Annotated in this window: 10 protein-coding genes (1 of these 10 cut by a window edge); 1 reads left to right on the plus strand and 9 read right to left on the minus strand. The window is 68.2% G+C overall.

Going from position 1 to position 25866, the window contains the following annotated elements; translation table 11 throughout:
• The 9 genes from J2Z30_RS43565 to eccD all read right to left on the minus strand — a co-directional run.
• On the minus strand, window positions 1-12606 hold part of the coding region annotated (locus tag J2Z30_RS43565) for a lonely Cys domain-containing protein (protein ID WP_209469095.1) (this coding region is incomplete at its 3' end). Its footprint begins 18872 nt before the window's first position; 12606 of 31478 annotated nt are visible.
• A 147-nt stretch (window positions 12607-12753) separates the two neighbouring features.
• A complete protein-coding gene (locus tag J2Z30_RS43570) occupies window positions 12754-13122 on the minus strand; it encodes a hypothetical protein (protein WP_044570505.1) in 369 nt (122 codons plus the stop codon).
• A 3-nt stretch (window positions 13123-13125) separates the two neighbouring features.
• Window positions 13126-13572: a YbaB/EbfC family nucleoid-associated protein gene (locus J2Z30_RS43575; RefSeq protein ID WP_209469096.1), complete on the minus strand. Its 447-nt coding sequence runs from the start codon at window positions 13570-13572 to the stop codon at window positions 13126-13128.
• A 65-nt stretch (window positions 13573-13637) separates the two neighbouring features.
• Window positions 13638-16976 (minus strand): AAWKG family protein, encoded by a 3339-nt coding sequence (locus J2Z30_RS43580; protein WP_044570511.1) that lies wholly within the window; start codon window positions 16974-16976, stop codon window positions 13638-13640.
• An 82-nt stretch (window positions 16977-17058) separates the two neighbouring features.
• Entirely contained in the window at window positions 17059-17544 is a 486-nt protein-coding gene (locus J2Z30_RS43585; RefSeq protein WP_044570514.1) for a type VII secretion system-associated protein, read from the minus strand.
• Window positions 17545-17639: 95 nt separating this feature from the next.
• On the minus strand, window positions 17640-17963 hold the full coding sequence (locus J2Z30_RS43590; RefSeq protein ID WP_044570517.1) for a WXG100 family type VII secretion target: 324 nt from the start codon (window positions 17961-17963) through the stop codon (window positions 17640-17642).
• Between the two features lie 97 nt (window positions 17964-18060).
• Window positions 18061-18411, minus strand: coding sequence for a hypothetical protein (locus tag J2Z30_RS43595; protein WP_044570519.1), 351 nt, complete (start codon window positions 18409-18411; stop codon window positions 18061-18063).
• Window positions 18412-18683: 272 nt separating this feature from the next.
• The gene (eccB, locus tag J2Z30_RS43600) at window positions 18684-20147 is read right to left on the minus strand and encodes a type VII secretion protein EccB (protein WP_044570522.1); all 1464 of its coding nucleotides are present in this window, start codon (window positions 20145-20147) and stop codon (window positions 18684-18686) included.
• Window positions 20148-20172: 25 nt separating this feature from the next.
• The gene (eccD, locus tag J2Z30_RS43605; protein ID WP_044570524.1) at window positions 20173-21573 is read right to left on the minus strand and encodes a type VII secretion integral membrane protein EccD; all 1401 of its coding nucleotides are present in this window, start codon (window positions 21571-21573) and stop codon (window positions 20173-20175) included.
• A gap of 307 nt (window positions 21574-21880) precedes the next feature.
• Here eccD and eccCa point away from each other — a divergent pair, with 307 nt between their 5' ends.
• Window positions 21881-25846, plus strand: coding sequence for a type VII secretion protein EccCa (gene eccCa / locus J2Z30_RS43610; RefSeq protein ID WP_078956672.1), 3966 nt, complete (start codon window positions 21881-21883; stop codon window positions 25844-25846).
• Window positions 25847-25866: the final 20 nt, after the last annotated feature.

The raw sequence follows: 25866 nt of genomic DNA on the forward strand, positions 1-25866 counted from the left end.
GTCGTTGGTCGTGAAGCTCTTGGTCGTCGGCGCCTCGGCGAGGTCCGCCGAGGGCAGCAGCTCCAGGATCGGCGGCCGTCCCGCCTCCCGGGAGGCCCACTTCAGGGGGTAGGCGGTGGAGTAGACCATCCGGCCGAGCCGCTTGGCGATGCGCATCGCCAGGCCGGGCGCCAGCCGGTCCAGTTCGGGGATCGCCAGCAGGACCGGAATGTCCAGATCGGTTTTGAGCAACTGCCGGTCATGGGCGAGCAGTTCGATGAAGTCGTCGACCGGAACGCGCTGCCGCGTCCCGCCGAAGCTCATCAGGACGACGTTCGGGTCCTTGGGGTCCAGCGCGGCGCGCACCCCGTAAGAGCGCTTGCCGTCGGCCCACGGCGGGACGGCGACCCCTTCGGGGGCCCGCACCATGTCCAGGTCCATCAGCGGCACCTTGCGACCGGGCGCGAAGTCGCGGCCGATCAGGACCCCGCCGGGCCGGGCGCGCACCTCGGTGTCGGCGGCGAAGCCGCCTTCCTTCTCCAGGAGGTACGAGGCCAGCATCGTGGTGTCGGACGCGTCGAGGCCCAGGGCGTAGGCGGCGGTGGCCAGGTTCCGCAGCGACTCGCGCCAGTCGTCGTCCACCTCGTCCGGCTGCAGGTGCAGCACGCGGGCGGTGAGCGCGTCCAGCTCAGGGCCGGGCGCGGGCAATGTCTCGTTGGCCTTCACCATCGCCCAGAACACCACCGAGCGCTCGGCCTCGCCCGCCGCGTCGGGCCCGGACAGCTCCAGGATCTCCGCCGCCGCGGCCGCCAGCCTCTGCGCCCCGAGCGCCCAGGCGGCGGCCCGGTCCACCGAGGCGGGCAGCGTGACGAACGCCGCCAAGGGCGTGCCCGGAGTGACGGCGGCCGCCGCGGTGACCACCGCGCGGTAGGCCGCCTCGTCCACCGTCGGCCGGCCCTCCGGCCGCGCGGCGACGACGCGTTCGAACAGGTCCAGGGTGAACGTCGGACCCGTGCCCCGGGACCGCGGATCGGCCCGCCACATGTGGTCCAGCGCGGCGGCGCCGCGCAGCAGCGCGGCGTACGCGGGGTCCTGCTCCACGCGGACGTCGTCGTCCACCTCGTTGCCGAGCGTGAGCTTCAGCGCCCGCACCAGTTGCAGGGTCCGGTCCAGCGCGGCCGGGGACGGCTCGCCCGGCCCGATGTGGAACCCGGCCACCCGCGCCCGCGCCGCCAGCTCCGCGGGGTCGGGCTCCGGGAAGAAGTCCGCCTCGTCGGCGGTCTTCCCCCGCGGGTCGGTGTACATCAGCCGGACCGTCTCGTTGTCGCCCGGTACATTCCCCAGCGCCGCGAGCCGGGTGGAGGCGCTCACCTTGACGTTGAGCTCGTTCGAGTAGAGCTGCCCCAGAGGGGGGTCCGTGAGCGGGTTGGGGACGAACGGATCGGGCCGGGCGTCGCCGTCACCCGCCTCGGACAGCAGGCCGCGGTCCGTGGTGGTCCCGGCCCAGCAGGTCGGCAGGAAGAGCCAGTCGTTCCGGCCCAGACCCGAGAAGCTCTTGCGCCGCTTGAGCCAGCGCGGCCCCTCGGCTCCCCGGGCTTCGTGGTACGTCCCGTCGTTCAGGTAGAAGCTGACGAAACCGGGGCCCCCGTGCAGGGCGAAGGTCTTCACCTTCGCCCCCGGCGCGATCCGCCGCCGGGCCGGGAACTTCGCGGAGTAGGTCTTCGTGACGGGGTTGAAATGGGCGAACTTGGTGATCGCGTGGGCGCGCCGGAGACGGGATTCCGCCCGGGCCAGGCCCTCGGAGTCGAGCGAGGCACGTCCGCTCTGCTCACGGGTGTCGGCGTTGATCACGGGCGTGCTGACCACCTTGTGGTACCAGCTCGGGACGTTCTCGTCGGCGTCGGCGACCATCTCCGGTTCGCCGGGCACCCAGTCGCCCTCTGGCTTCCCCCGGGTGTGGGTCACGTGGACGAGCGGCCGTCCGCCGGGCCCGGCCACCAGGGTCACCTCGCGGCTGTGGCCGAGCACCACCCGCCCGGTGCGGTCGGCCAGCTTCCTGAGCAGCTCCACATCGCGGTCGCCGCCGTGCGGGACCACCAGCACGATCGCGGTGTCCTCGGGGAGCCTCGCCAGCACGGGGTCGAGGGCCATCAGCTCGACGAACTCGTCGATGCCCAGATCCCGGGTCATCCCGTCCGGCCAGGGCACGGTGACCTTGTCATGGGCGCCGTCGGCGGCCACGAGGTACACGTCGTCCTCCGGCCACGGGGTGCTCCGCTCCCGGGTGCGCTCCGTCCCGTCCTCCCGCACCGTCTTCACCTGGAGCCGGGCGAGGTTCAGGTTCTTGTCGGCCATCCCGAGCCAGTCGAGTCCCGCGGCCCGCTGCCCCTTGCCGTCCGGGCGCGGGGCCACGAAACGGTGGCGGGAGCGGAACAGGCCCTGGCGGGCGGCGTGGTAGGCGCCCAGCGTCGCCAGGCTGGTCGCGCGGCCCGCCCGGTGCGCCTCGGTCACCAGGTCGTACAGGGCCTTGCGCGCCGTGCCGTCCACCGCCGTGCCCGGCGGCAGGTGCAGGATGAGGCGGGCCAGGGCGTCCGCATCGTACGGGCCGGTGCGCAGGGCCGGGTCCTTGCGGCGCAGCGAGTCCAGCAGCCCGGCGGGCGAGACGACCTCGATCGTGGCATCCCGCCGCAGCACGTGCCGGCTCGCGCCGCGCCGCTCCGGATGGCGGCTGACGTCCCGGCCATGGACGCGGCTGGTGAAGTCGAGGTGGTCGGGGGTGATCCGGTGCGCCGCAGGCACGTCCTCCTGGAGGTCGGCCAGCGCTTCCTTCAGATATTCCAGGAAGTCGTCGAGCACCGTGTCCACACGGTCGACGCCCATCTTCCCCGCCGCCTCGTCGTCGCCCTCTCCGTACCCGGTGACCACACCGGTGGGAAGCGGCAGGCCCTCGGCGCGGTTCCGCAGGGCGAGCGACGCCACGTCGTACGCCAGTTCCTCGATGTCGTCCTTGTGATCCTCGGACAGATCGATGGACCCCGGATCGAACCGCACGGTGGTCACGGGCGCCGCGGAGGGTGTCTGCCACGACGCCGGGCCGGACACCGGCGCGGTGTGCACCGGCAGCGTGAACTCCCCGAGGCCCGGCATCTGCGGGGCGCCCGAACTGGACAGGGCGGGGGGCGCGCTCAGCGCGAGGGGGGCGTCGCCCCGCGTCCCGGCGGGTGCGGAGTCGGGCGCCGGCGGGGCCACCGGCCCGGTGCTGCGGGGGTCCGTGAGGGCGTTGAGCGCTCCGGCATGCTGCATGGGCGGCGTCGTGTCCCGTACGGGCGGCTGCGTGATCCTCCCGGGAGGGGCAGTCGGGCCCCGGGTGATGACCGATTCGGGGGCATGCCCCCCCGTGGTCAGAGCCGGAGGATGCGTGCGTGCCCAGTCGTCCTCGCGCCTCGACCGCGTCGGGTCCGCCGTCAGCACGATCACGTTCCGTTGTGCCCGTCTGTCCTCCACCACCTTGGCGGGGTGTGTGGGCCTCAGCACGGTCCTGGCCGTCCCCTTCCGGGCCGCCAGGGCCTCCGCCATCCGGTCGCCTCCCGGACCCGCGCTCGGTCCGACCAAAGCGATGGGCGTCTTGAGCGGGCGCATGCGAAGGTCGGGGTCGAGTCCGAGGAGCGCGACGATCTCCTCATACGGCACCCGGCGGGTGCCACCCTTGGGCCAGGGAACCTCGACACGATCCTGGTCACCGTCGACCAGCAAGAAGAACGCATCGGTGTCCGTGGCTGTGCCTATCTTGCCCTTGGCCGTCCTGCTGTTGTGCGCCACCCGGTAAACATCCGTGTCCAGCACGTCACGGAAGGGCCTGACGGTCAGATTGCGGCCCGTCATCTCACCGGTGAGCGACGCGATCTCGGTGGTCCGGGAGAGCAACCCGTTGCGCTGGAGGTCATACGCGGCCAGCACCACATCGTCATACACATCGAGGCCGACCAAAGCGGCCGCCGTCATGGTCCACAGGGCCTTCTCCCGGAGATCGTCCCGCTGCGACTCGGGGACGGCACCCTCCATGTGCAGGAAGCGTTTCGCCGAGGCGTCCGAATCCGGGCGGGCATCCCACGCCTGTCCGGACTTCACCATCGCCCAGAACACCTGCGCCCGCAAAGGCGCCCCCAGACCAGGAAGACGACCGTCCTTCAGCCCCAGGGAGGAGGCGACCTCCGGGGTGAGCAGCCCCATCCTGGCCACGGTGGCGTCAAGGCGGCCGGAAGCGGAGGCCGGGACGAAGTCGTGCAGGGTGGCGCGGCCGGACGCGCCGTCCAGATGCTCCCGTGCCTCCTTCAGTACCTTCCCGACGGCGTCGTGAAGCTCGGCGTCATCCTTGAACGTGGTCGGCCGCGACTTCGGAGTCCCCGGCTCAGTCCCCGGCTCCGCGAGCCGGGCCCGCACCACATAATCCAGCAAATCCAGGCTGAAGGAACTCGCCTCGGCCAGCTCCTGATCCTTGCGCCGCATCGTCTCCAGCGCCCCGATGCCGCGCCAAAGCTTCTGATACTCCCCCGCCGGATCGTCCCTGTCCTTCTCGATCTCGTCACCGAAGACCTCACGCAGAGCACGCACCAACAGCAATGCGTCGTCCAGGTCGTCCTTCGACACATCGGCGGATTCCGGTATGTCGAAGGCGGTCCGCGCGAGACCGTCGAGCACCTCCGGCTTCGGCTTCGGCTCCAGCCAGGCCCACCGCCCTTTCTTCCCCCAGGCAGTGGCAACGATCGACTGCCCGCCCTCGGAGCGCCCGCGGACCTCATGACTGGCGTGCGCCCGGTTGACGACGATCGCCGGATGGTCGACCTTCTCGGCTACCGTCCGTGCCGGGGAAAGGGTCCTCAACGGATCGGCCACAAAAGGCACGTCGGCGCCCTCGTTCAGAGCGAGAGGGGGACCGTCGAAGGCCGCGTTGGCAAAGCACGACCCTATGACGATCGGATCCCTGGGGTCGAGCGCCTGAACACTCGGGCGGCGCCTCAGGAACCCGCCGACCTGCTCGGCATCCGCGGCCTTCACTCCCTCCTCTCCGTCCACCCGCGCGTCCACCACGTAGAACCAGCCCGGAACGTTGTGCGAAAAAAGGTGATAAGCCTTCAGCCTGGCCCACTTCGCATCCTGCCAAGGCGCGATTCTCTTGTAGGTGACAGGGTCGATATGGGTGACCTGCATGCGTTGGACGTCGACAAGCGTCGGCTCTTGGAGGATCTGATCGCGGGCGGTGAACACGCTACGACCGACGGGCCTCTCGGTCTCAGGATCGGTGACAGTGGCACTCTTCATATGCCGGTCCATCAGCTTCGAGCCGTCGGCCAGGATTATGAATCCGTCCCCCTCCCTGGCCCACGCACCATCCGGGCCCAGATCATCGGGCTCGCTGGAGATCCACTTACCCAGCGCCACCATCTGCGCCCGCTGGTCCGCCACCCCCTCTTCCACCTCCCCGTTCACGCCGAAGGACCACCGGGGTATACCGCTGTGTGCCCGCACCTTCCGGTCAAGCACGGCGGATATACGCCGCGGCATCTCCAGCCCACCGTCACCCGCGCGCGGCACCATGAGCGTCAGCCGGGCGTCCTTATGCCGCTTGGCCAGTTCCCTGTCCATGGCGAGCAATTCGGCGAGCTCATCGCCCGGAACCCGGCGCGTCGAACGGTCCGGCCACAGCGCCATGACGTGGTCCTGCCCGCCATCCGCCTCGAGAAGGTAATCGGCCTTGATACCGCGTATGTCCCGCCTCCCCGTGGCAAACGGCGGCGCGTACGTGCGCTTGAAGCTACGACCGACCACCACACCGTCGACGGGAGAGAACATCAAAGTCCGCTCCGACAGCAGATCACCCCCCTTGGGGTGGGCGAGATGGAACGCCCCCAAAGCCGCCAGACTCGTATCCCGCCCCTCCGCCATCGCCTCGCGCACCAGCGCGTACAACTGATCACGCACCGCCCCACCCACCCGAGCAGACGGCCCCAGATGCAGGATCTTCCGAGCCAGCGGCACCGGATCGAAGGACCCCTCCCTGAACTCCGGAACCATCTGACGGAGAGCGTCCAGCCGCTCCACCACTGCCTGCCTCTCGGGCGGCACCTGCCCGGCGACACGACGCGGAAGCCTCGTGCGGAGCACATTCGCCACCAACGCCGCACCCTGCCTGGCAGACCTCCGAGCGGACCGCGTCCCGGCGGGTTCGGAGTCGGGCGCCGGCGGGGCCACCGGCCCGGTGCTGCGGGGGGCCGCCGGGGGGAGGTGGGTAACCGTCCGCACCATCTGCAGGGACGACGACTCCGCCGCCCGCTCGATCGCCGCCATCTCATCCGGACCACCCGTATTGACCGGACCGGGAACGGTGCCGGACGAGCGGTCATAGGCATCGTGCACAAGCCCCTCAACACCCGCCTTGTCGGGCGACATGGTGTCCAGGAACAGATCCCGCGACGGCGAAGAAGGCAACGGCGAGGACGGCTCCCCTTCCGGCGTCAGCACACCCGGCGTCCCCAGCAGCGCCAGACTACTGGAAGGAAATTCCGAAAAAGGCAACGGAACAGGATCCATAGGCCGCATATTCGGATCGAGCTCGATCGAGAGGAACTCAGTCCCCTCATAAAAAGGCCGATCACTCACCTGCCCGGACTGGCCATCCACCCAGTCAAGCCGGCCGTTGAAATTGAGGACAGTATAGGAATGGACGTTCCCATTCGGACGCCAGAAAACCATGACCGCAGACGAGCCATGCCCCCCGGAACGCACCCGGCTCTCGATAGCCTGATAAGCCCGAGCGGAAATCCACGAGATATCAGTTTCCCGGCCAGAATCGTGATACCGCCACCCCGTGCCCAGCCAACTCGCCGTGCGCGGCGTAGCGTCGAGCTCGAGCTCGAGCCTGCCATGCCGCCCCGCCGCCTGCACCGGCGCCGCCACCATCGGCCTGCCATGCCAAGACGCCAGAACACTACGCGAAACATCCATGCAGTTACGCATCCGCGCCGCATTACCGGCCCACCGGCCATTGACCAACTGCAACCACCCCGCAGAAACAGCCGCGGTGTTAACCCTTGACCGACGCGGACGCCCTCCCGAGGCCGTCGAGGCCCGCGGATCAGGGAACCGCACATACCGCCCCCTCCTATCACGCGGGAACGCCTGCTCAAGCTGCTGCTGGTCATACGGATCCGGCCGGTCCAACCCACCCGACTGCACATCGTACGGCCGAATCTCCTCCACCCTGTCCAGCGGAGAAATCACACCCGTAAACGTGGCAGGCACAGCCGGGTAGGCGGCACCGGGCCCAGCCGCCGGAGCACTGGAATAACCGGAATAAGACGAACCGATCGGCGGCACACTCGACCACTGCCACGACGACTGCCCCTCATCCCTCATCGCCCCCTCAGCCAAATACGTCTCACGCGCACCGCCGTCCGCCGCCGACGAGTCCTGGGAAACCGGCGTGGCCGCGCCGTCCCGCACCACAGTGACCAGACGGAACGGGCCCTGATGCCGCAGTACGAGCTCCACGCCACCCAGATCGACAGCCTCACGGCCCACAACCTGAGCCGACTGCCGCACCGCCGGCGAGGAGACATCCACCCGCAAAGGAACGTAATCATGCCTGCCACGATTGCGCTCGTTGATCGCCTCGATCTCGCGCACCAAGGCATCCGACTGACTCGCGCCATCCATCTCGTTATCAGTCAAGACCCAAGCAGTGCTGTGCGGACCCATCACATGGTCAAGAGAAGACGCCAGACCAGTGCGCTCACCACTCCTCGCCCACGGCCCCGGATGCGGAACAATCAAATCAGTATGCGGAACATGATGCCCGAACTCCGTGATCGAACCCGGAACGAGCGACAGGGTTCCTGGATTCGCGACCGACTCCATATGCCGTCCGAGCTGCGGCAATATCACGGACGGCAACATCACGGGGTCATACGCACTCAGATTGCCCCTACGCCCATACGCCTCGGCGAGGAACCGCGCATCCTCCGCCCCGGCACCACCATCCACCGCGGCAACCACCGTGTCGCGGATCTGATCCAGCGCATCCCCGAGAACCGTGTAATCCTCAACAGCGTGCAGCCGCTCCCGCTGCACCGCCGTAAGCTGCGGATACCACGAAGAGACCCGGATATCCGCCCAGTTGACGACGTAGGCTTCGCCCTGATCGTCAAACTGAATCAGCTCAGGCTCTCGCGCCGCCAACACCGCCTGACCAGAGCCAGTCTGTTCCAGCACCTCAGGCGTCGTTTCGGGCGCGCCGCCCATCGCCGACCACCAGGCCGACGCGTGCTCCCGTACCACCGAGTCCGGCACCTGCCCGGGAGAGGCACTGCCGGAAGCCGGACCCGGGGTCCCCTCCGGCAACCGGGACCGGAGGGCCCCGAACAGCGTCGCGTCGGCTTCCACCGTAGGCGACTCCCCAGCCGACTCCGCCGACGCCGAGTGCGGACCCTGCGGCGGCAGATCCGCGGACCCGGTCGCCTCCGAGAGCATCTCCCCGATACTGGCGAAGCTGTTGGTGGGCGCCGGCTCGAAGATGTCCTGCGCTTGTTCCGGCGTCAGCGCGGAAACAGTGCGTGCGGCTGTCGTCGGGGGTGCGAGGAGGATTTCCTCCGGTTCTTGGGGGGATTGGCTGGTGGTGGGTCGTGTCGGGGTGGTGTCGTCGTCGGGGATGTCGACGGCCATTCGCTGCCGTCCGCCCGGCCGCTGGTGGCTCGTCCACGTATCGGCGTCGTACTGCGGGGCCCCCGACGGGCCGGCGGACGGCGGCACCGGCACATCGGACTCCGGCCCCACCCCGCCCTCGGCCCGATCCCACAAAGCACGGAAACCCGTCAGCAGATACGGGTTGTCCCACAGGCCGGCGAAAGCCGCCTTCCGACCCGGACCATACAACCGCCGCAGCAACGGCAGCAGCTCCGGATCAAACTGCTCCACCCACTCCGAGCCGTTGTTACGCGGAGCACCGGTGCCAGGATCGGTGCCCGTATTCGCACCCATGTAGGCATTGCTGAGCTGAGCGAAGTACTCATGCACACTACTGGAGGAGTAATTGGGGAGGCGACCGTCCGGCCACTGCTCCGAAGCGCCCCTGGCCCGCTTCGCCTCGTAAACAGCCTCGATCCGCTCCTGGTCCTGACGGCTCAGCACCGACTCGATCGCGTGAGCCACTTCATGACGGGCAATGGAATAACCGTCGACCGCATTCTCGGCACCGACCACACCAGTGGTCTCACCCAGCAGATTCTCCTCGGAGAACGCCCCCACAAAACGCCGTGACCTGTACATTCCCCGCTCGAAGTCAACACGACGACCCCCGATATACGTGCCGCGCCGATCAACGAACTCGGGGAGAGACGTCAACTCCGTACCCCTGGGCACCACAATGAACTGCCGACCCCCGGTCAGCAGCGCCACCGCCACATCCAAATTCCCCAGCATGCCCCCAACCAGAGCCTCCGCCACTTCCCGAGCCGCCTCCGGCCGCTCCACACCCGAAGGGACGACGACAAGCCATTGGGTCGCCAGGGCCCCGAAGTCCGCCGCGGACAACGTGGCACGCAAACGCTCCACCAACGCCCTGTCCTTGGCCAGCTCCACCCGGTCCTTCGCAGACAACGACGCCAACTCCGCAGCACGCTCATCCACCCCCATGGCCGGGAACCGCGCGGCAAGATCCGCCAAAGCGGCTGGGGCGTTCAACCCCGGCACCGAGGCGCCGGCGGGGTCAAGCAGCGTCTCGGTGCCGGGGTGGGTGTCGGTGTCGGATAGCGGGTCGACCATGGAGTCGACGTCGGTGCCGGAGGCGGCCTCGGTGTCGGAGGCGCTGTCGTAGCCGGAGTCGGACGGGATGCGCGGCGTGTCGGCCGGGAGGCCCTTGGACGTGGTGGCGGTCGCGGTCGGCGGGGGCGGGGACGGGACGACCGTTTCCTGGGCCTGGTCCTGCGGCCCCTCCGAAGAGGTGACAACAGGACGGGGAGCGGGGGAAATCGGGGCCGATGGGACGGGGGGCGTGGTCGTGGCGGTGGCGCGGGCGAGCGGGCGCAGGCCCAGGCCGGTGCGGAGGGTGTCGGCGAGCGCGACGCTCGAATCCGCGTCCGGTCCGTGCGTCAGCAGGTGGTCGGCGACCTGCCGCACCGCGTCCCGGTACGGGGCATCGGCGTGGCGGGAGTCCGCCAGGACGGGGCGTACCTCCAGCGGCAGCACCAGGGCGATGGCGCTGTCCCAGGCCCGGTCGGCCTCGGCCTCGGTCGGCCGCGGGGTGCCGGTGTGTGGTGCGGTGGCGTTCGGCTGCGGTGTCGCGGTCTGTGGTGTCGCGGTCTGTGGTGTCGTCGCCGACGATCCCGTATCACCGCTGAGCGCCGCGGCCTTGAAGTCCGTGTACGCCGAGTCCCACATCCGCTGCGACGCGTTGGCCGCCACGGCATCGATCTCCACCGGCCAGAGGGTGGGCTGGGCCATCAGCAGGCGTACCTGGTCGACCGGGTCCAACGCGCCGACGGCGATACGGTCGCCGGTGGTGGCCGCCTCCGTCTGCGGGCTGGGGACCGTGATACCCGCCTCGCGCAGATCGGCCGTGGAGACGGTGGCGTTCGGGCCATGCAGCCGGGGCAGGTCCTGCGCAAGGCTCTCCGGCAGGTCCTCCGGCATGAGCCGCTGGGCGATCCACTCGCGCTGGGCGGCGTCCCGGTGGACCTGGGGCGGGGAGTAACCGGGGTCGTTCGGCCCGGCGGCGTGCGGTGTGACACCGAGGTCGCGCAACTGGACTGCCGCGTCGAGCAGTTGATTGTGCGCCTGCTGGGCCCGCGCCTGGGCGTCCGCGAGCGCCACCGTGGCGTCAGGGCCGATGCCGACGTTGTTGTCGGCCGCGTTGTCGGCCGCCGCATCGATGGTCCTGCCGAGCTCGTCGACGGTCTGGGCGGCGTTGACGTACGTGGCGAGCGCTCCCCCGTAGTTCTCGCGCGCGTGGGTGATCTCGGCCTGGTGCTGGGCGTTGGGGGCACCGCTGCCGGGGGTGTGCGGGGCATCGATGACGCCCGGCGGCGCATCGTTCTGCTCGGAGCCGAGGTCGCCGGGGGCGTTGTAGCCGTCGGCGAGATCCCCGTTCAGCTGCGAGCCGGGGGATACGGGGGGCTGCGGGCTGTTCAGGGGAAGCTGATCGCTCGAAGAAACCCGGTTGCCGAGCGCACTCGGGTTGTTGAGCAGGTTCGAGGTGTTCGGTCCGTCCTCGCCGGTGAGGGGGTTCGAGGTGTCAGAGGTGTCCGGCAGAAGCGAGTCGTATCGGAACTCCGACGAGGCGTCCAGGTCACTCTGACCCTTGAGGAGATCCGGGTTCTTCAGATAGGTGCTTGCGGCGTCGGGAGTGGTCTGCGCGTTCGAAGCAGGAAGCGTGGAGATGTCGGGGACATCGGAAGAGGTGGACGTGGTGTCCGGGAACTCCGGCTCCGAGTCACGGTCGACGACGCTGGAGGAAGAGTCGTCGTACGACGAGATGGACGAGGTGTCCGAGCCGTCGTAGTCGGCGACTGTGCTCTGGGGCGGCGGCGTGATGCCGTCTCCGCCGGGGACGTACGGGGCGTTGGGGGTGTTCAGGACCGAGGAGTCCACGGTCGTGGTGGCGTTCGGGGAGGGGGGCGTGGGCGTCAGGTTCTGTGAACCTGGGTCCGAGTTCGTCGCGGAAGCGTCCCGGGAGCCGCCCACGATGCGGTTGAACAGGATCTCATTCGTCTTGTTGTTGAACTGGCTAAACATGTTCCCGTCGGGGAACATTTTATTGTTCAGCGATATGGAAGCCTGCAGCACCGCCCCGGAGCTGTACGTGTCAAATATCCCACTCATGCCGGCGCCGAGGAAGGAATCCGTATTGAACTTACCGAAGACGGCGGCCTCGGCCCCCGCCTCACCGATCCCGTGGACCACGAACGTCGTGGGAGCGTCGAACACCACATTGTTGAGGTTATGCCTGGTGAACAGATCACTGAAATCCACACGGAACTTACCGAAAAGGTCCGTGTCGAAATTGTTCTTGAAGATGTTCGACAGCTTGTTCTTGATCTGGTGCACGAAGGCGCCGAGACTGCTGATGAAGAAGTCGGCCAGGCCGCCGACCGCCGCGTTGAGCCCGACGTCCGTCCAGTCGATGCCCTTGGGCTTCTGTCCGGGGGAGTTGATGACCATCTGGGTGAGCTGAACCACGAGGCTCTGGAGGCCCTCCGTCAACCCCCCGGACCCCGCCGACAGAATGTGGGTCATTCGCAGGAGGCGATCCACCGTCATGAGAATCGACAGCCTGGCCCTCATTCGGGCCAGGATCATCTCCGAAGCCGAGGCACCGCCGGTGAAAGCGGCCAGCACGGCGAGAATCGCCAATTCCGCGATAAGTGAAATGACTTCGAGGATGATTTCGAAGTGGGCCTGCTGGATCTTCAGGGACAAGTTCCCCTGGTTCTCCGCGAACCGATCGAGCATCGTCACTACTTGCTGAATGATGTCATTGCCGCTGTGGTTCGCCACCGTGGACATGGCCTGCACAAAGCTGTCCGCCGCGGACCGGGGAAGGGCCTGCTCCGCCCTCTGTATCGCTTCCAGAAGCATGGAGCGAATCTCGAGCAGCCTCGGCCCGAGGTTCAAGTAAAGGCCACGACTATCCCACGTCAGCCGCGCCCTGGCCTGCACCGGCTTCTCGCCGATCAGGGCGAAGAGCATCGTACTGACTTCTTCGGGATACTCGGGGTCGTACATTTAGCGCTTTCCGTCGTCACCCGCGATGTCGGGCCTCTGCGACATCGCATCGTTGATCTCGTCCCCAGTTTGCTGCTTGGTCCGCCTCATATCCATCGAGCTCTGCGCCAAGGCCGACCGCAGCCCTTCCCCGAGGCCATCCAGGGAAGCGAGAATGCTGCGGACGGTTTCGTTCTGTTCCTGGTACCCCGGGTCAACCTGGTAGTAGAACGAGTCGTTTTGTCCGTCCCAGCCTACGACGGCGGCTTCGGTGTCATGGAAGTCGTCGGAGGCCTTCTTCACCGCCCCGGCAATCGCTCCTAGCTCCTTCTGGAGCCGCTCAAGGTCCTCGGGGCTCCCCGTGTACTCACCGTAACCAGCCACTGCCATCCCTCACTCGGTGTCTTCGTCGATCTCGTCGCGCAGCCGGTTCCTGCGCGACCGGCCGGAACCGGCCTGGCCGTCGGCGCTCAGCGCCGAGCCGAAGATCCGGTCCCAGTCGAGGTCGATTCCCCGGCGCATCGACCCTTCGGGGCCGGGCTGGGTGAAGGGCGCGAAGGTGTCCATCACGCGGCGGGCTATCTGAGCTCGTCCCTTCTGAGCGGCCTCAAGGATCGAGGCGGCCAGTTGAGGGCCCGTCATGCTCTGGTGCTTGTTGTCGAGGAAATTCAGCTTCGTGAGCTCTCCCTGCGCGCCGACGGTCACCTCCACTACGCGATCGTTCGAGCGCACCGTCGCGGAAGCCTGGCGGAGATCCGACTCCGCCCGCGCGACGGCGGCCTGGGTGGCCTCCAGTTCGGCCATGGCCTGGGCTATGCGCTCCTGCAACGGTTCGGTCAACGGATGCTCCCACGAAGGTGGATAGAGGTCATGACGTGGCATCGATCAGCGCGAGGGTGCATCGGCTAGCGACCGATCACGGCCGGCGAGCCTCCCTCGTCGGTGCCCCAGACGTCGTCTTCTTCCGGCTCCCAGACCTCGCGCTCACGGTCGCTGCTCTCGGTCTCCGGCTGTCCGGGCGCGCCGCCGCCACCCGGAAGGAACGGGTTGCTGCCGCTTGTGTTGACGGTTTGCTGACGGTCGTCGTACAGACCGCCCTTGCCGCGCGGGGGGTCGCTCCGGCGGTTGCTGACCACATCGCCGCTGTCGATCACATTGCGTACGCGTTCGGAGGGACCGCCTTGGCCGCCTCCGCCCTGGCCACCCATGCCGCCCATGCCGCCCATGCCGCCCATGCCGCCCATCGGCATACCGCCCCCCATACCGCCGCCCATCTGGCCGGGGCTGCCCGGCGGCGGCCCGCTGTTCAGGGGGGTACGGTTGCCCGAGGACTTCGAGGACGTGTCCTCGGATGAGCCGGACCCCCCCGCCGGACTGTCGTCGTACGGCTTGTCGTCGTACAGCTCCTCCTCGTAACTGGAGTCACCGTAGTCGTACGTGGGCGGGTTCAGGCTGCTGGAGCCGCCACCTCCGGAGCCGCCCTGGCTGTAGTCGGGCGGCGTGCTGTTCCCGTCGTTGAGGTGACCCGTGGTCGTCGTACCGTCCGGGCCGGTGATCGAGGTGGCGCCGGTGTCCGGATCCACCTTCGAGATGCTGCCGTCGGGATACTCGGTGACCACCTGCCCCTGCGGATCCAGGTGCGTCGTGCTGCCGTCGGGGTTGGGCAGTGAATCATCCGAGTTGAGCGGCCCGGAATATGAGCTGCCGTCGGGCCTGGTGACGGTCGAGGACTGGGAATCCGGGTCGACTATTGACTCCGTGCCGTCCGGGAATTCCGTCACGACCCGGCCCTGCGAATCTATATGCGACACGCTGCCGTCGGGGTTGGTCAGCGAGTCGTCGCCGTTGACCGGTCCGGAGATGTTCTCCGGCGAAGGCTGTGGCAAGTCGCTATCATTCAGTGAACCATTGAGCCGCTGCTGTTGCTTCTGATACTCGTCCTGCCGCTCCTGCTGTTGCTGCTGATACTCATCCTGCCGCTCCTGCTGTTGCTGCTGGACCTGTTCCTGCCGGTCCATCTGCTCCCGCTGGAGCCGCTCCTGCTGCTCCATCTGGTCCCGCTGGAGCCGCTCCTGCCTCTGCTGGTTCTCCTCCTGCTTCTGCTCCTGCTCCTGCCGGATCTGTTCCTGCTTGGCCTCCGCCTCGGCCTGCTTGGCCTCCGCCTCCTTCTCCTTCTGCTCCTGCTCCTTCTCCTGCTCGACCTCCTTCTGCTCCTGCTCGCGCTGCAGCTCCTCCTGGCGCTTCTGCTGTTCCTGCTGAAGCTGTTCCTGCTTCTTTTCCTGTTCCTTCTGCTCGGCCTCCGCCTCCTTCTCCTTCTGCTCCTGCTCCCTTTCCGCCTCGGCCTTCTCGGCCTCCGCCTCCTTCTCCTTCCGCTCCTGCTCCTTCTCCTGCTCGACCTCCTTCCTGGCCATTTCCTTGTCCCGCTTTTCCTGTTCGGCCTTCTGCACAGCCGCCTGCTGGAGCTGGAACGCCTGCGCCTGCCGTTGCATTTCCTGCTGGTTTTTCTCCGCCGCGGCCTGCTTGACTTCCTGCTCCTTCTCCTTGGCGGCCGCCTCCGCCTCTGCCTCCTTCTCCTTCCGCTCCTGCTCCTTCTCCTTGGCGGCCGCCTCCGCCTCTGCCTCCTTCTCCTTCCGCTCCTGCTCCTTCTCCTTGGCGGCCGCCTCCGCTTCCGCCTCCTTCTCCAGCCGCTCCTGCTCGGCCTTCGCCTCCCTCTCCTTCCGCTCCTGCTCGGCCTCCGCCTCCCTCTTCTCCTTCGCGTACTTCGCGTCAGCGGCGGCCTTGTCCGCCGCCGCCTTGTCCTCCGCGGCCTTCTTGTCCCGCGCGTACTTCGCGTCAGCGGCCGCCTTGTCCGCCGCCGCCTTGTCTTCTGCGGCCTTCTTGTCGGCCGCGTACTTCGCGTCAGCGGCCGCCTTGTCCTTCGCGGCCTTGTCCTCCGCGTCCTTCTTTTCCTTCGCTGCCTTGTCTTCGGCCCACTCCTCGGACAGGCCCTTATCGCCCCTGGTGCTGATCGAGCCCAGATCGAATACCCGCGACCCCCAGGCTTTGCTCAGCTCGTCCAGCGCTTCCTCAGCGGGGTCAATCAGACCTTCCTTGACACCTCTTTCCCACCTTTTGACCGCCTCATCGCCGACCGCCTTCCAGGTGGTCAAGTCCTTCATGTCGCCATATTTCCCGCGTTTTCCGTCCGCGTCGATGGCTTCCGACGTGAAGTCCTCCGTCGTGCTGTAGGACCAATATCCCGAGCTGTGCGGACTGGAACTGTAGTGATACTCAGAATCAATCTGCCTTATATTGTTGTACCAAGAATTATCGGATATCTCAGTCAGCAGATCGACGAGCCAACGCAGCGGGTTGCCCTTTTCCCAAGCCCATTTATCCCACGCGTTGACGAGATTCTGGGCCTGCGTCCGGAGAGCCTCACCCGCTGCTCTGAGCTCTCGGCCCTGCTTGGACGAGCCACCGATGTAGCCCATATCCTGGGCATAGTTCTCGTATCGGCCGCCGACTTCATGAATGAGGTCCCAGAAGACGCCGGCCGCCATACCTTGCCATGCCTCGTTCTCCTCCAAGCCGAGCCGTTTCTGCCATTCGGTCATGGTCGTGTTGCTGTCGTAGAAGAACTTGGCCACCCGGTCGAAAGCCTCCGCAGCCATATCGAAGGATCCCAGGCGGACGCCTTTGTCGAGGGGGATGGCAGACTCGCCACCCCAACTGAACCCAAGGGTTCCGTTCTCCTTGTCGAGCAGGGCCTGCAGCGCCTTCCCAGTGCCGTAGGAGTACTTGGTCAGATCGAACGTGTCCCATGTCAGGTTGTTGCCGCCACTCGCCTTTTGGAACGCGCCATCCTTCAGGTCCTTGGCGTACTTGCTTTTTCCCTCACTACCCACCGAATCGTCGCTGCCAACGAACTCATCGTCGCTCATGGTCTTTACACCGAGCAGCGTGATGCGGGCCTTGTACATTTTGACGCTGCCGTCGTCCGTATAGAACGGGATCACGAAGTCGGTGTTGTTGATGTCATAACCCGCGTTGTCGACTTTCCACTGCCAATCGTCGACGTCGACGGTATCGACGCTGTCCTGCTTAGTGATCTCCACCTTCATCTGCTTGATGTCATCGTTACCGACGATCCCTGATTTTTCTTTTCCTCCCGCGAACAGGGTGGCCCTCTCCGGCGCAGCAAACCCTGTGAAGAGCTGGACCGCTATCCGCCAGTAGTCGGCGTACTCTTTGTCATCGGCCATGGCAGACGAGGCTCCGTCAGAAGGGGGATCTACAAGCAGAGGGAAGATCTACAAGCGAGGAAAAACGTAGCGGCGTCGGGGTCTACTTGCCTTCGTCCTCGCCCTCCTGGTCCGGCGGGGTCGTGAGGTCGACCTCGACGTCCTCGTCCTCGAAGATGTCCATGAGCTTCTGGCCGTCGACCTTGTCCAAGCTGACCCCCTGGGTCTTGAACAGGGTCTCAATGGTTTCCTCGAGGGCCCCGTCGATGTCCTCGAAGAGCGTGATGTGGCTGTCGATGATCCCGTTGAGGGTCTTCACCATCTTCACCACCTCCTGGTTCACCGTCTGCCCGTGCACATATTTCACGTCGGTCGCCAGGTCCCCCATGGTCAATGGCAAGGGCGTTCCTGGCGGAAGCCCCTCGGGGAGGGCGTCCTCCCCCGTCAGGGTCTTCATCGCGGGAATGACGGGGTCAGACTTGGTGTCGTAAGTTATCGCCCTGAGTGCGTCCCGGAAGTCCTGAAGGTCGACTTTCCGGAAGTTCTCGATCCACGCCTTGTCAAGCTGCGTCGCGGGCTGGTCCGCCATGTTCTCCGCCTCTCTTTACCGGATAGTTGGATGACACAGCGGGCGACTGCCCCACGTGTCCCAACGCGTGGACAGCCGCCCGCAAAGCGCCGCGCTCAGCGGCCAATCTTCACGCCCTCCCAGCCCTGCATCTGGTTCTTCTCGGACTGCCTGTAGAGGTTGGAGATCTCGTTGAGGGTTTCACCGTTCCTATTGAGCCAGTTGCCCATGTTCGTGACGGCCTGGTTCCAGGCCTGCTGCTTCTCGTTGTAGGCCTGGCGGTCTTCACCCTCCCAGGACCGCTGCAGCACCCGGAGTTCCTCGTTCAGGCTGTTGATGATCTTCTCGATCTCGCGTGTCTGCAGGCGCATGTCCTCGACCGCGGTCTCGGCATGGGCGTAGCTGACGTAGATGAAACCGTCAGTGAGGTTGTCCGGCATCGATGGCCTCGTCTCGCTAGGGTGGATGTGGGATACGGAAGGCGCTTCGGCTGATGACATCCGAAGCCCCGGGCCGGTGGGAGACCGGCCCGATCGATCACCGTCCGGCGGTGGAGCCCATCAGACCGTCGAAAATGCTCTGCGACTGGTTGTACTGCTGGTTGATCTGCTCATTCGACGAGCCCTGCGTCATGCCCTGCGAGCGGAGGGTTTCGTTGAGCTCGTTGATCATGTCCTGCAGGTTCTTCGAGATGATTTCCGCGTGCTCGTCCCAGGCGTCCAGGAGGTCCTGAAATGCCTTACCGTCACTGCCCTGGAGAGCTTGCATCATGTTGTGCTTCGTGTTCTCGACGTCCTGCCGACGGCTCTGGACACCCGAGAAGGCCATCTCCAGGGCCTGGATGCCGTTCCGTGTCGCGCTTTCTTCTGCCTGCTGCATACCCGCCATGAACTCTGCCTCTTTCGGTGGATTTCGCCGCCAGGCCCAAGGCGCTGACGCGGCTTGCGTGACCGGATGCGGACCGTCGGCATCCAGTTGTCCGGACAACGACGACAGGAAGACCGGAAGACCGGAGAGCGATAAGCAACGCTTACCGACAAGAAGACGTGCCACACATACGTTTCAATAACTTCCCCTGGCCTTCGGGAACTTGACGAAGACTGACGTACGTCAAGCCAGCCTCGTGTCGATATGCCTACGAGCTACACGGCCACGCGACCTCACCGGTTCACTGCCTTTTTGTTGCCTCCGTCACACTGCGGCGCCGTCGCCTTGCCCTCACCCGACACCGCCGCCCCCGGGTTCAGGTCCGGTCCCGTGGGCAGCATGGACAGCAGCGACGACGGGAGCCTCTGCGCCTGACCCTTGGTGTACCCCAGCGCCTCCATCGCCTTGGCCGTCGGCACCCGGTACTTCACTCCGCTGTCCGTCACCAGGTAGAGGGTGCTGCCGACGTTCGACCCGTCGGCGGCCAGCGCGTGCACCAGCGCGCCCTTGCCCGGCGGCACCACGATCCGGTTGACGGTCACACAGGCCGCGGCCAGCCCCTCCAGCGGTGCCTGTGCGGCCGGGCCGAGGCCGTCGCGGCCGGCCAGGGAGACACTCACCCGCGTTCCCTTGTCGCCCGGCCGGACGGAGACACACGGGGTCTGATCGTCGGCGAGGTCCACCGCTTTCGGCGGGTTCGGCGGCACGCCCTTCCACGTGTCGGCGCCCTCGGAGGCCGGCGCCAGGTGGCCGATCACCCCTTCGGCGCCCAGGGGCACGGCACTCGCCGCGCTGCCCGCGTACGCCTGCCGCTTCGTGGCCGCGTCGCCGAGGAGCAGCGCCGCCACCGTCGCGTTGATGGGTGCCAGCCCCTCCTTGCGCAGCACGTAGTACCGGGCGTCGCCGCCGGTCGCGGAGACCTTGAAGACCTGTCCGACCCGGGTCTGGCCACCGCCGAGCCTCGGCCCCGCGGCGCCCCGGCCCGGCACATCGGGTGCGGAGAGATCCGGACCGGTGGGCAGGGAGTTGAGCAGCGCGGCGGAGACCGCGACGGACTCGCGTGAACCGTAGCCGAGGGCTTCGTGGGCGCCTCCCTGGACGTTCAGACGCAGTTTGCTGCCCTGCCACACCAGGTACTGGGCCTTGTCGGGTCCCCTGACCAGCAGTCCCTGAGAGGCGTCGAGTCCGGTGCCGCCGAGGTCCTTGCCGACGGCGAGCGCGGTGCCCGTGGAGCCGGTGACGGTGCCCGAACACACCTGCCACGGGTCGGTGGTGAAGCCGTCCGGCAGGTCGTCGGGGGCTCCGCTGATGCCGACGGGCGCCCCCTGCGGTGTGCCGCTCAGTGATGTGCCGCCGACCGACGCGGTCTTCATGTCCGCGCCGAGGAGCAGCCGCGCAGAGGTGTAGTTGCGCACCGGGCGCAGCCGTCCGTTGAGGTAGAGGTACCGGCCGCCGGTCTCCTTGTTGACAACCAGCGTCCGCCCCGCTTTCCAGGAGTTGTTCGTGCCGGGCTTCAGCAGGCCGAACACGAAGGCTCCCGCGGAGATCAGAATCGCGATGATCACGCTGATGGCGACGCCGCGGTTGGTCCGGCCCTGGGGGCTCTCCGGGGCGTCGGGGTCGGCACGCAGCATGCCCGAGGTGAGCCGCCCCATGACGAACATGTGCGCCTGGACCTGGTCGCGCTTGGACTGCACGTTTACGTTCCTCCGGTTCGGGCCGTCAGCCGTTCAGGCCGCGCAGGGCGCTGTACACCCCGAGCACCCACAGGGCCAGGGGCAGCAGGGCGATCGCGGCCGTGGTGTGCAGGATCTCCGCCGCCCGCCCCCAGTAGGGCACGATCCGTCGTCCGGGCACAGTCCAGGAGGCGATGGCGATGCCCGCGGTGGCGGCGAGCAGACCGGCGACCAGCACCATCCGGCTCCCCGGCGCATAGGACAGGGCGTTGAAGAGGGCGAGCAGCAGAAAGCCTCCGGCCCCGGGGATGAAGAGGGAGAGCCGCTGCCATACGTTCCCCAGGCCGCGCCCGTGCAGCAACAGCAGCAGCGAGAGCACGACGGCCATGATGACCTCGGCGAGTCCGTCGTCGTGGGTGAGCACGGCCAGGCAGACCGCGCAGACCGCGCCCACCGCCCCGTACAGCGAGGACATCCAGCCGTCGGCGAGCACCGAGCGCGCGGCCACCACGCCGGTGGGGTGCGGTTCGATGCCCTCCTGGAGCTGCTGGGCGTTGGTCGGCAGCGGCGGCATGCGCATGCCGGACATCCGGAAGGCGAGCGAGGGGACGAACGCACCGAGGATGACGGCCACCAGGGCGAGGACGCCGGCGACATGGGCCGGTCCCAGGTCGGTGACGGCCATCAGGGCCCCGGCGAAGGTGCCGAAGAGCATGACCACGGCGAGGCCGAGGAAGAGCGCCGCGAACGACGCCACGGCGGCGAGCGCGACGATCGCGCCGCCCGCGCCCGCGGCGCAGGCGGCCAGCAGCCGGGCGCCCAGGACCTCGTGACTGTGCGGACCGCCGAGGTCGCCGCCGGGCAGCAGCCACCCCGCGAGCGCGAGATACGGGCCCACCATGAAGCCGAGGGCGGCGCCGGCGGCGGCGTCGTCCACCGCGCGGCTGGCCGAGCCCGCACCGGCGAGCAGCAGCACTCCGGCCGCGGCCGCGCACAGGGCGCGCAGGTCGGAGGAGCCGCCGGGCAGCGCGAGGACGGCCAGCCCGGCCAGCAGCGCGGTCACCGCGAAGCCGCGCAGCAGCCGGGTGCTGGCCAGCGGGGTCCAGCCGTGCGGCCGGTCCTGCATGGTGGTGGAGATGCCGTCCACCAGGTCGTCGAGGTGGACCTCGGGGAGGGCGTCGATACGCGGCCGGAGGTAGAGCGTCTCGCCGTCGCGCAGGTCGTAGGAGTCGAGGCTGCGCTCCTCGTCCAGCGGTTCGCCGCCGAGGCGCTGCAGCACCCAGCCGCCGTGGTCGATGCCGGTTTCGGCGAGGTTGTCGCCGCCGTAACCGACGACGGCGGGGAGCAGGTCGGCCACAGGAACGTCCGAGGGGACCGCGAGGTCGATGGACTTGGCCGGTGCACGTACGGTCAGGCGGCACAGGCCGGCCACCTGGTTGTCAGTCATCGGGCACGCTTCTTCCGGGGGTCTGCGAGAGGGAGGATCCCGGGTTCCGCCTGAAGGCGGTGGAGTTGGACTGGTGTTGCTCTTGGGGCACGATCGTAGGTGTGCGCCGAATGTCCCTCCGGGAGGGTGCACATTACTGGCTGAGGCGTCGAACTGGTATACCGGGATTGCGCAGCCGCTTCTCCGTGGCCGGTGAGGACGCATCGTGGCGCCCGCGGCCCGAGGACGTATTCCCCACCGACGTCGTCCGGCGTGTTTCCCTCCTTTCCCGCCTGTTTCCCGCCCGTGAGGAGACTGTTCGTTGAGCGTGGTCCTGTTCCGCCGCCCCGCCCGCCGGCGCGGCCCCGAGATGCCCGACGGGGAGCTGAATCTTCAGGAACCTCCCACGCTGCCAGAAGTGGTGCCGGACTCCTCCGCCATCTGGACCTACCTGCCCATGGCGCTGATGTCGGTGTCCATGATGCTGATGTTCATGAGGCCGGGGATGAGCGGCCGGGGCGGCGGCCAGTTCATGTACGTGGCGCTCGGCCTGATGGTGTTCGCCTCCGCCGCCATGATGCTGGGCCAGATGATGCGCAAGTCGAGTGAGCGCAAACAGCGCCTGAAGGGCGAGCGCCGCGACTACCTGCGCTATCTCACCCAGATCCGGCGCAAGGTCCGCGCCGCCGTGTCCGATCAGCAGAAGGCGCTCGCGTGGCGCCACCCCCCGCCGTCGGCCCTGTGGTCGCTGGCGGGCACCACGCGGCTGTGGGAGCGCCGCCCGCAGGACGAGGACTTCGGCGAGATCAGGGTGGCCGTCGGGGAGCAGAAGCTCGGCCTGCGGCTGACGCCCACGGCCACCACCCCGGTCGAGGACCTGGAGCCGCTGGCGGCGCACGCCCTGCGCAGCTTCATCCGCGCGTATTCCACGGTGCCCGACCAGCCCATCGCCATCTATCTGCGGGCCTGGGCGCGCGTGCTGTTCCGGGGTGACGAGGAGCGGATACGTTCCGTCGCCCGCGCGATCGTCGCCCAGCTCGCGACCTTCCACTCGCCCGACGACGTGTGGGTGGCACTGTGCGTGTCGGACGAACGACGCGCGGACTGGGAATGGGTGAAGTGGCTTCCGCACAATCTTCACCCGCAGGAGAACGACGGTGCCGGCCCGGCCCGGATGTTCGTCTCGGCCATCAACGAGCTGGAGGACCTCCTCGGGGCCGAGTTCCTGGAGCGGCCCTCGTTCGACCCGGACGCCGGGACCGGCCGTGACGAGCCGTTCACCGTCATCGTGGTGGATGGGGGCAGCGTCCCCGACCGGCACCGGCTGGACGGGGCCGGTTTCCGCAACGCCGTCGTCCTCGACCTCACCGGCGCGCTGACCTGGCGCCCGGGCCGCGTCACGCTCCGCTTCGACGTGCGCGAGGACGCGTTCGAGCTGGTGCGCACCGACCGCGAGCGCAAGGAGCAGACCACCCGCCTCGGCCGCCCCGACACCTTCGGGCCGACGGGCGCCACCTCCCTGGCCAAGCGCATCGCCCCGTACCGGATGGGCATGGGCGGCGACGCCTCCGAGCCGCTCGCCTCGGACGTCGAGCTGACCACCCTGCTGGGCATCTCCGACCTGTACCACCACGAGCCGGCCGGCCTGTGGCAGCAGGCCACCGGCTCCAGCCGGCTCAAGGTGCCGATCGCGGTCGGCGTGGACGGCACCCCGGTGGAACTGGACATCAAGGAGTCCGCGCAGGGCGGCACCGGGCCGCACGGCATGCTCATCGGGGCCACCGGCTCCGGGAAGAGCGAGCTGCTGCGCACCCTGGTGCTGGCGCTCGCGCTGTCGAACTCCTCGGAAACACTCAACTTCGTCCTGGTGGACTTCAAGGGTGGCGCCACCTTCCTCGGCCTGGACGAGCTGCCGCACACCTCCGCCGTCATCACCAACCTGGCCGGTGAGGCGGCGCTGGTGAGCCGCATGCGGGACGCCCTGCACGGCGAGCTGATGCGCCGCCAGGAACTGCTGCGGGCCGCCGGGAACTACACCTCCGCGCTGGACTACGAGAAGGCGCGGGCCTCGGGGACCCCGCTGCAGCCGATGCCCAGCCTGTTCGTCATCGTCGACGAGTTCAGCGAGCTGCTCGCCGCCCACCGGGACTTCATGGATCTGTTCGTGATGATCGGACGGCTCGGCCGCAGCCTCGGCGTCCATCTGCTGCTCGCCTCGCAGCGGCTGGACGAGGGGCGGATGCACCAGCTGGAGGGCCACCTGTCGTACCGCATCGGTCTGCGCACCTTCTCCGCCATGGAGAGCCGCGGTGTGCTGGGGGTGCCGGACGCCTACCAGCTCCCGCCGCAGCCGGGCAGCGGCTACCTCAAGTCCGGTGTGGAGCCGCTGACCCGCTTCCGTGCCGCCTACGTCTCCGGCCCGTACCAGCAGCGGCGCAGCCGGGCCAACCAGGCTCGGGTGGCCAGCCAGACGGTGCCGTGGACGGCCGGCTACGTGGTGCCGCGCCAGCTTCCCGACGTGCCCGAACCCGAGCCGGAGCCGGAGGAGGAGACCGGCGACACGCTGCTGTCGGTCGCCGTGGAGCGGCTGCTCGGCGCCGGTCCCCCGGCCCACCAGGTGTGGCTGCCGCCCCTGGACCTGCCCTCCACACTCGACCAGGTGCTGCCGCCGCTGACCCCCGACCCCGAGCTCGGGCTCACCACGGTCGGCTCGCCGATGCGGGGACGGCTGACGGTGCCCATCGGCATCGTGGACAAGCCCTTCGAGCAGGTGCGTGACCTGATGACGATCGACCTGTCGGGCGTCGGCGGCCACGTGGCCATCGCGGGCGGGCCGCAAAGCGGCAAGAGCACCATGGTGCGGACGATCCTCACCGCGCTGGCCCTCACCCACACCCCGCGCGAAGTGCAGTTCTACTGCCTGGACTTCGGCGGCGGCGCGCTGGCGGGTATCGCCGATCTGCCGCACACCTCCGGGGTCGCGGCCCGTCTGGACACCGAGCGGGTGGCCCGTACGATCTCCGAGGTCAGCGCCCTGCTGGCGGACCGCGAGCGGTTCTTCCTGACCCAGGGCATCGACTCCATGGCGACGTACCGCCGCCGCCGGGCCGCCGGCGAGTTCGCGGACCAGCCGCACGGCGACGTGTTCCTGGTCATCGACGGCTGGTCCACGGTGCGCCAGGACTTCGACCGCAACGTCCAGACCTTCGCCTCCATCGCCGCCCGCGGCCTCAACTACGGCATCCACCTCATCGTGACCACCGCCCGCTGGGTGGAGCTCACCTCGTCAGTGCGCGACCAGGCCGCCACGCATCTGGAGCTGCGGATGGGTGACTCCATGGACTCCGAGATCGACTCGCGCCGCGCCGCCACCGTGCCGCGCGTCCCCGGCCGGGGGCTCACCCCGGAAGGCAAGCTGCACTACCTCACGGCACTCCCCCGCATCGACGGGAGGGAGTCGGCCGAGGACCTCTCCGAGGGTGTGGCGGGCCTGGTGTCCGCGATCAAGGAGAGCTGGTCCGGCCCGGCGGCCCCGCGGGTGCGGATGCTGCCGACGGAGCTGCCCGCGCGGTCGCTGCCCCCGGCCGACGGCGATTTCCGGGTGCCGATCGGCCTGGAGGAGGAGCGGCTGTCGGTCGTCTGGCACGACTTCAGCGAGAGCCCGCACCTGGTCGTGGTGGGCGACACGGAGAGCGGCAAAACCAACCTGCTGCGGCTGATGGCCAAGGCCATCATGGACCGGTACACCCCCGCCGAGGCGCGGATCATGATCGTGGACTACCGCCGTGACCTGGTGGAGGCGGTGCCGGACGAATACCGCCTGGGGCACGCGGTGTCCATGGACGCGCTGAAGGACCTCGTCGACGGGGCCGCAAAAGCCGTGCAGACCCGATTGCCGGGCGCGGACATCGCCCCCGGCCGGATGAAGCAGGCCGACTGGTGGAACGGGCCGCGGCTGTTCATCCTCGTCGACGACTACGACATGGTGGGCGCCGGGATCGGTAACGCGCCGTTCGACCCGCTCCTCAACCACCTCGCCCTCGGCTGGGAGGTGGGCCTGCACATCATCGTCACCCGCTCCGCCTCCGGTGCCGGGCGCGGCCTCAACGAGCTGCTCATGCGGCGTCTCCTGGAGGTCAACACCCCGGCCCTGCTGATGTCCTGCCCACCCTCGGAGGGCTATCTGCTGGGCAACGTCAAAGGCAAGATCATGAATCCGGGACGCGCGGTCCGGATCGCCCGCCGCAAGACGACGCAGGTGCAGACGGCGCTGGTGGACGGCGAGGAGAGCTGACGGTACCTCGGCCCGCCGCC

It is taken from the genome of Streptomyces iranensis, from assembly GCF_017874715.1.
GTDB classification, from domain to species: domain Bacteria; phylum Actinomycetota; class Actinomycetes; order Streptomycetales; family Streptomycetaceae; genus Streptomyces; species Streptomyces iranensis.

Coding starts and splice junctions, on each gene's coding strand:
- J2Z30_RS43590 (WP_044570517.1), bottom strand. CDS start 17,963: ATGCCGGACAACCTCACTGACGGTTTCATCTACGTCAGCTACGCCCAT.
- J2Z30_RS43585 (WP_044570514.1), bottom strand. CDS start 17,544: ATGGCGGACCAGCCCGCGACGCAGCTTGACAAGGCGTGGATCGAGAAC.
- J2Z30_RS43570 (WP_044570505.1), bottom strand. CDS start 13,122: ATGGCAGTGGCTGGTTACGGTGAGTACACGGGGAGCCCCGAGGACCTT.
- J2Z30_RS43580 (WP_044570511.1), bottom strand. CDS start 16,976: ATGGCCGATGACAAAGAGTACGCCGACTACTGGCGGATAGCGGTCCAG.
- J2Z30_RS43595 (WP_044570519.1), bottom strand. CDS start 18,411: ATGGCGGGTATGCAGCAGGCAGAAGAAAGCGCGACACGGAACGGCATC.
- eccD (WP_044570524.1), bottom strand. CDS start 21,573: ATGACTGACAACCAGGTGGCCGGCCTGTGCCGCCTGACCGTACGTGCA.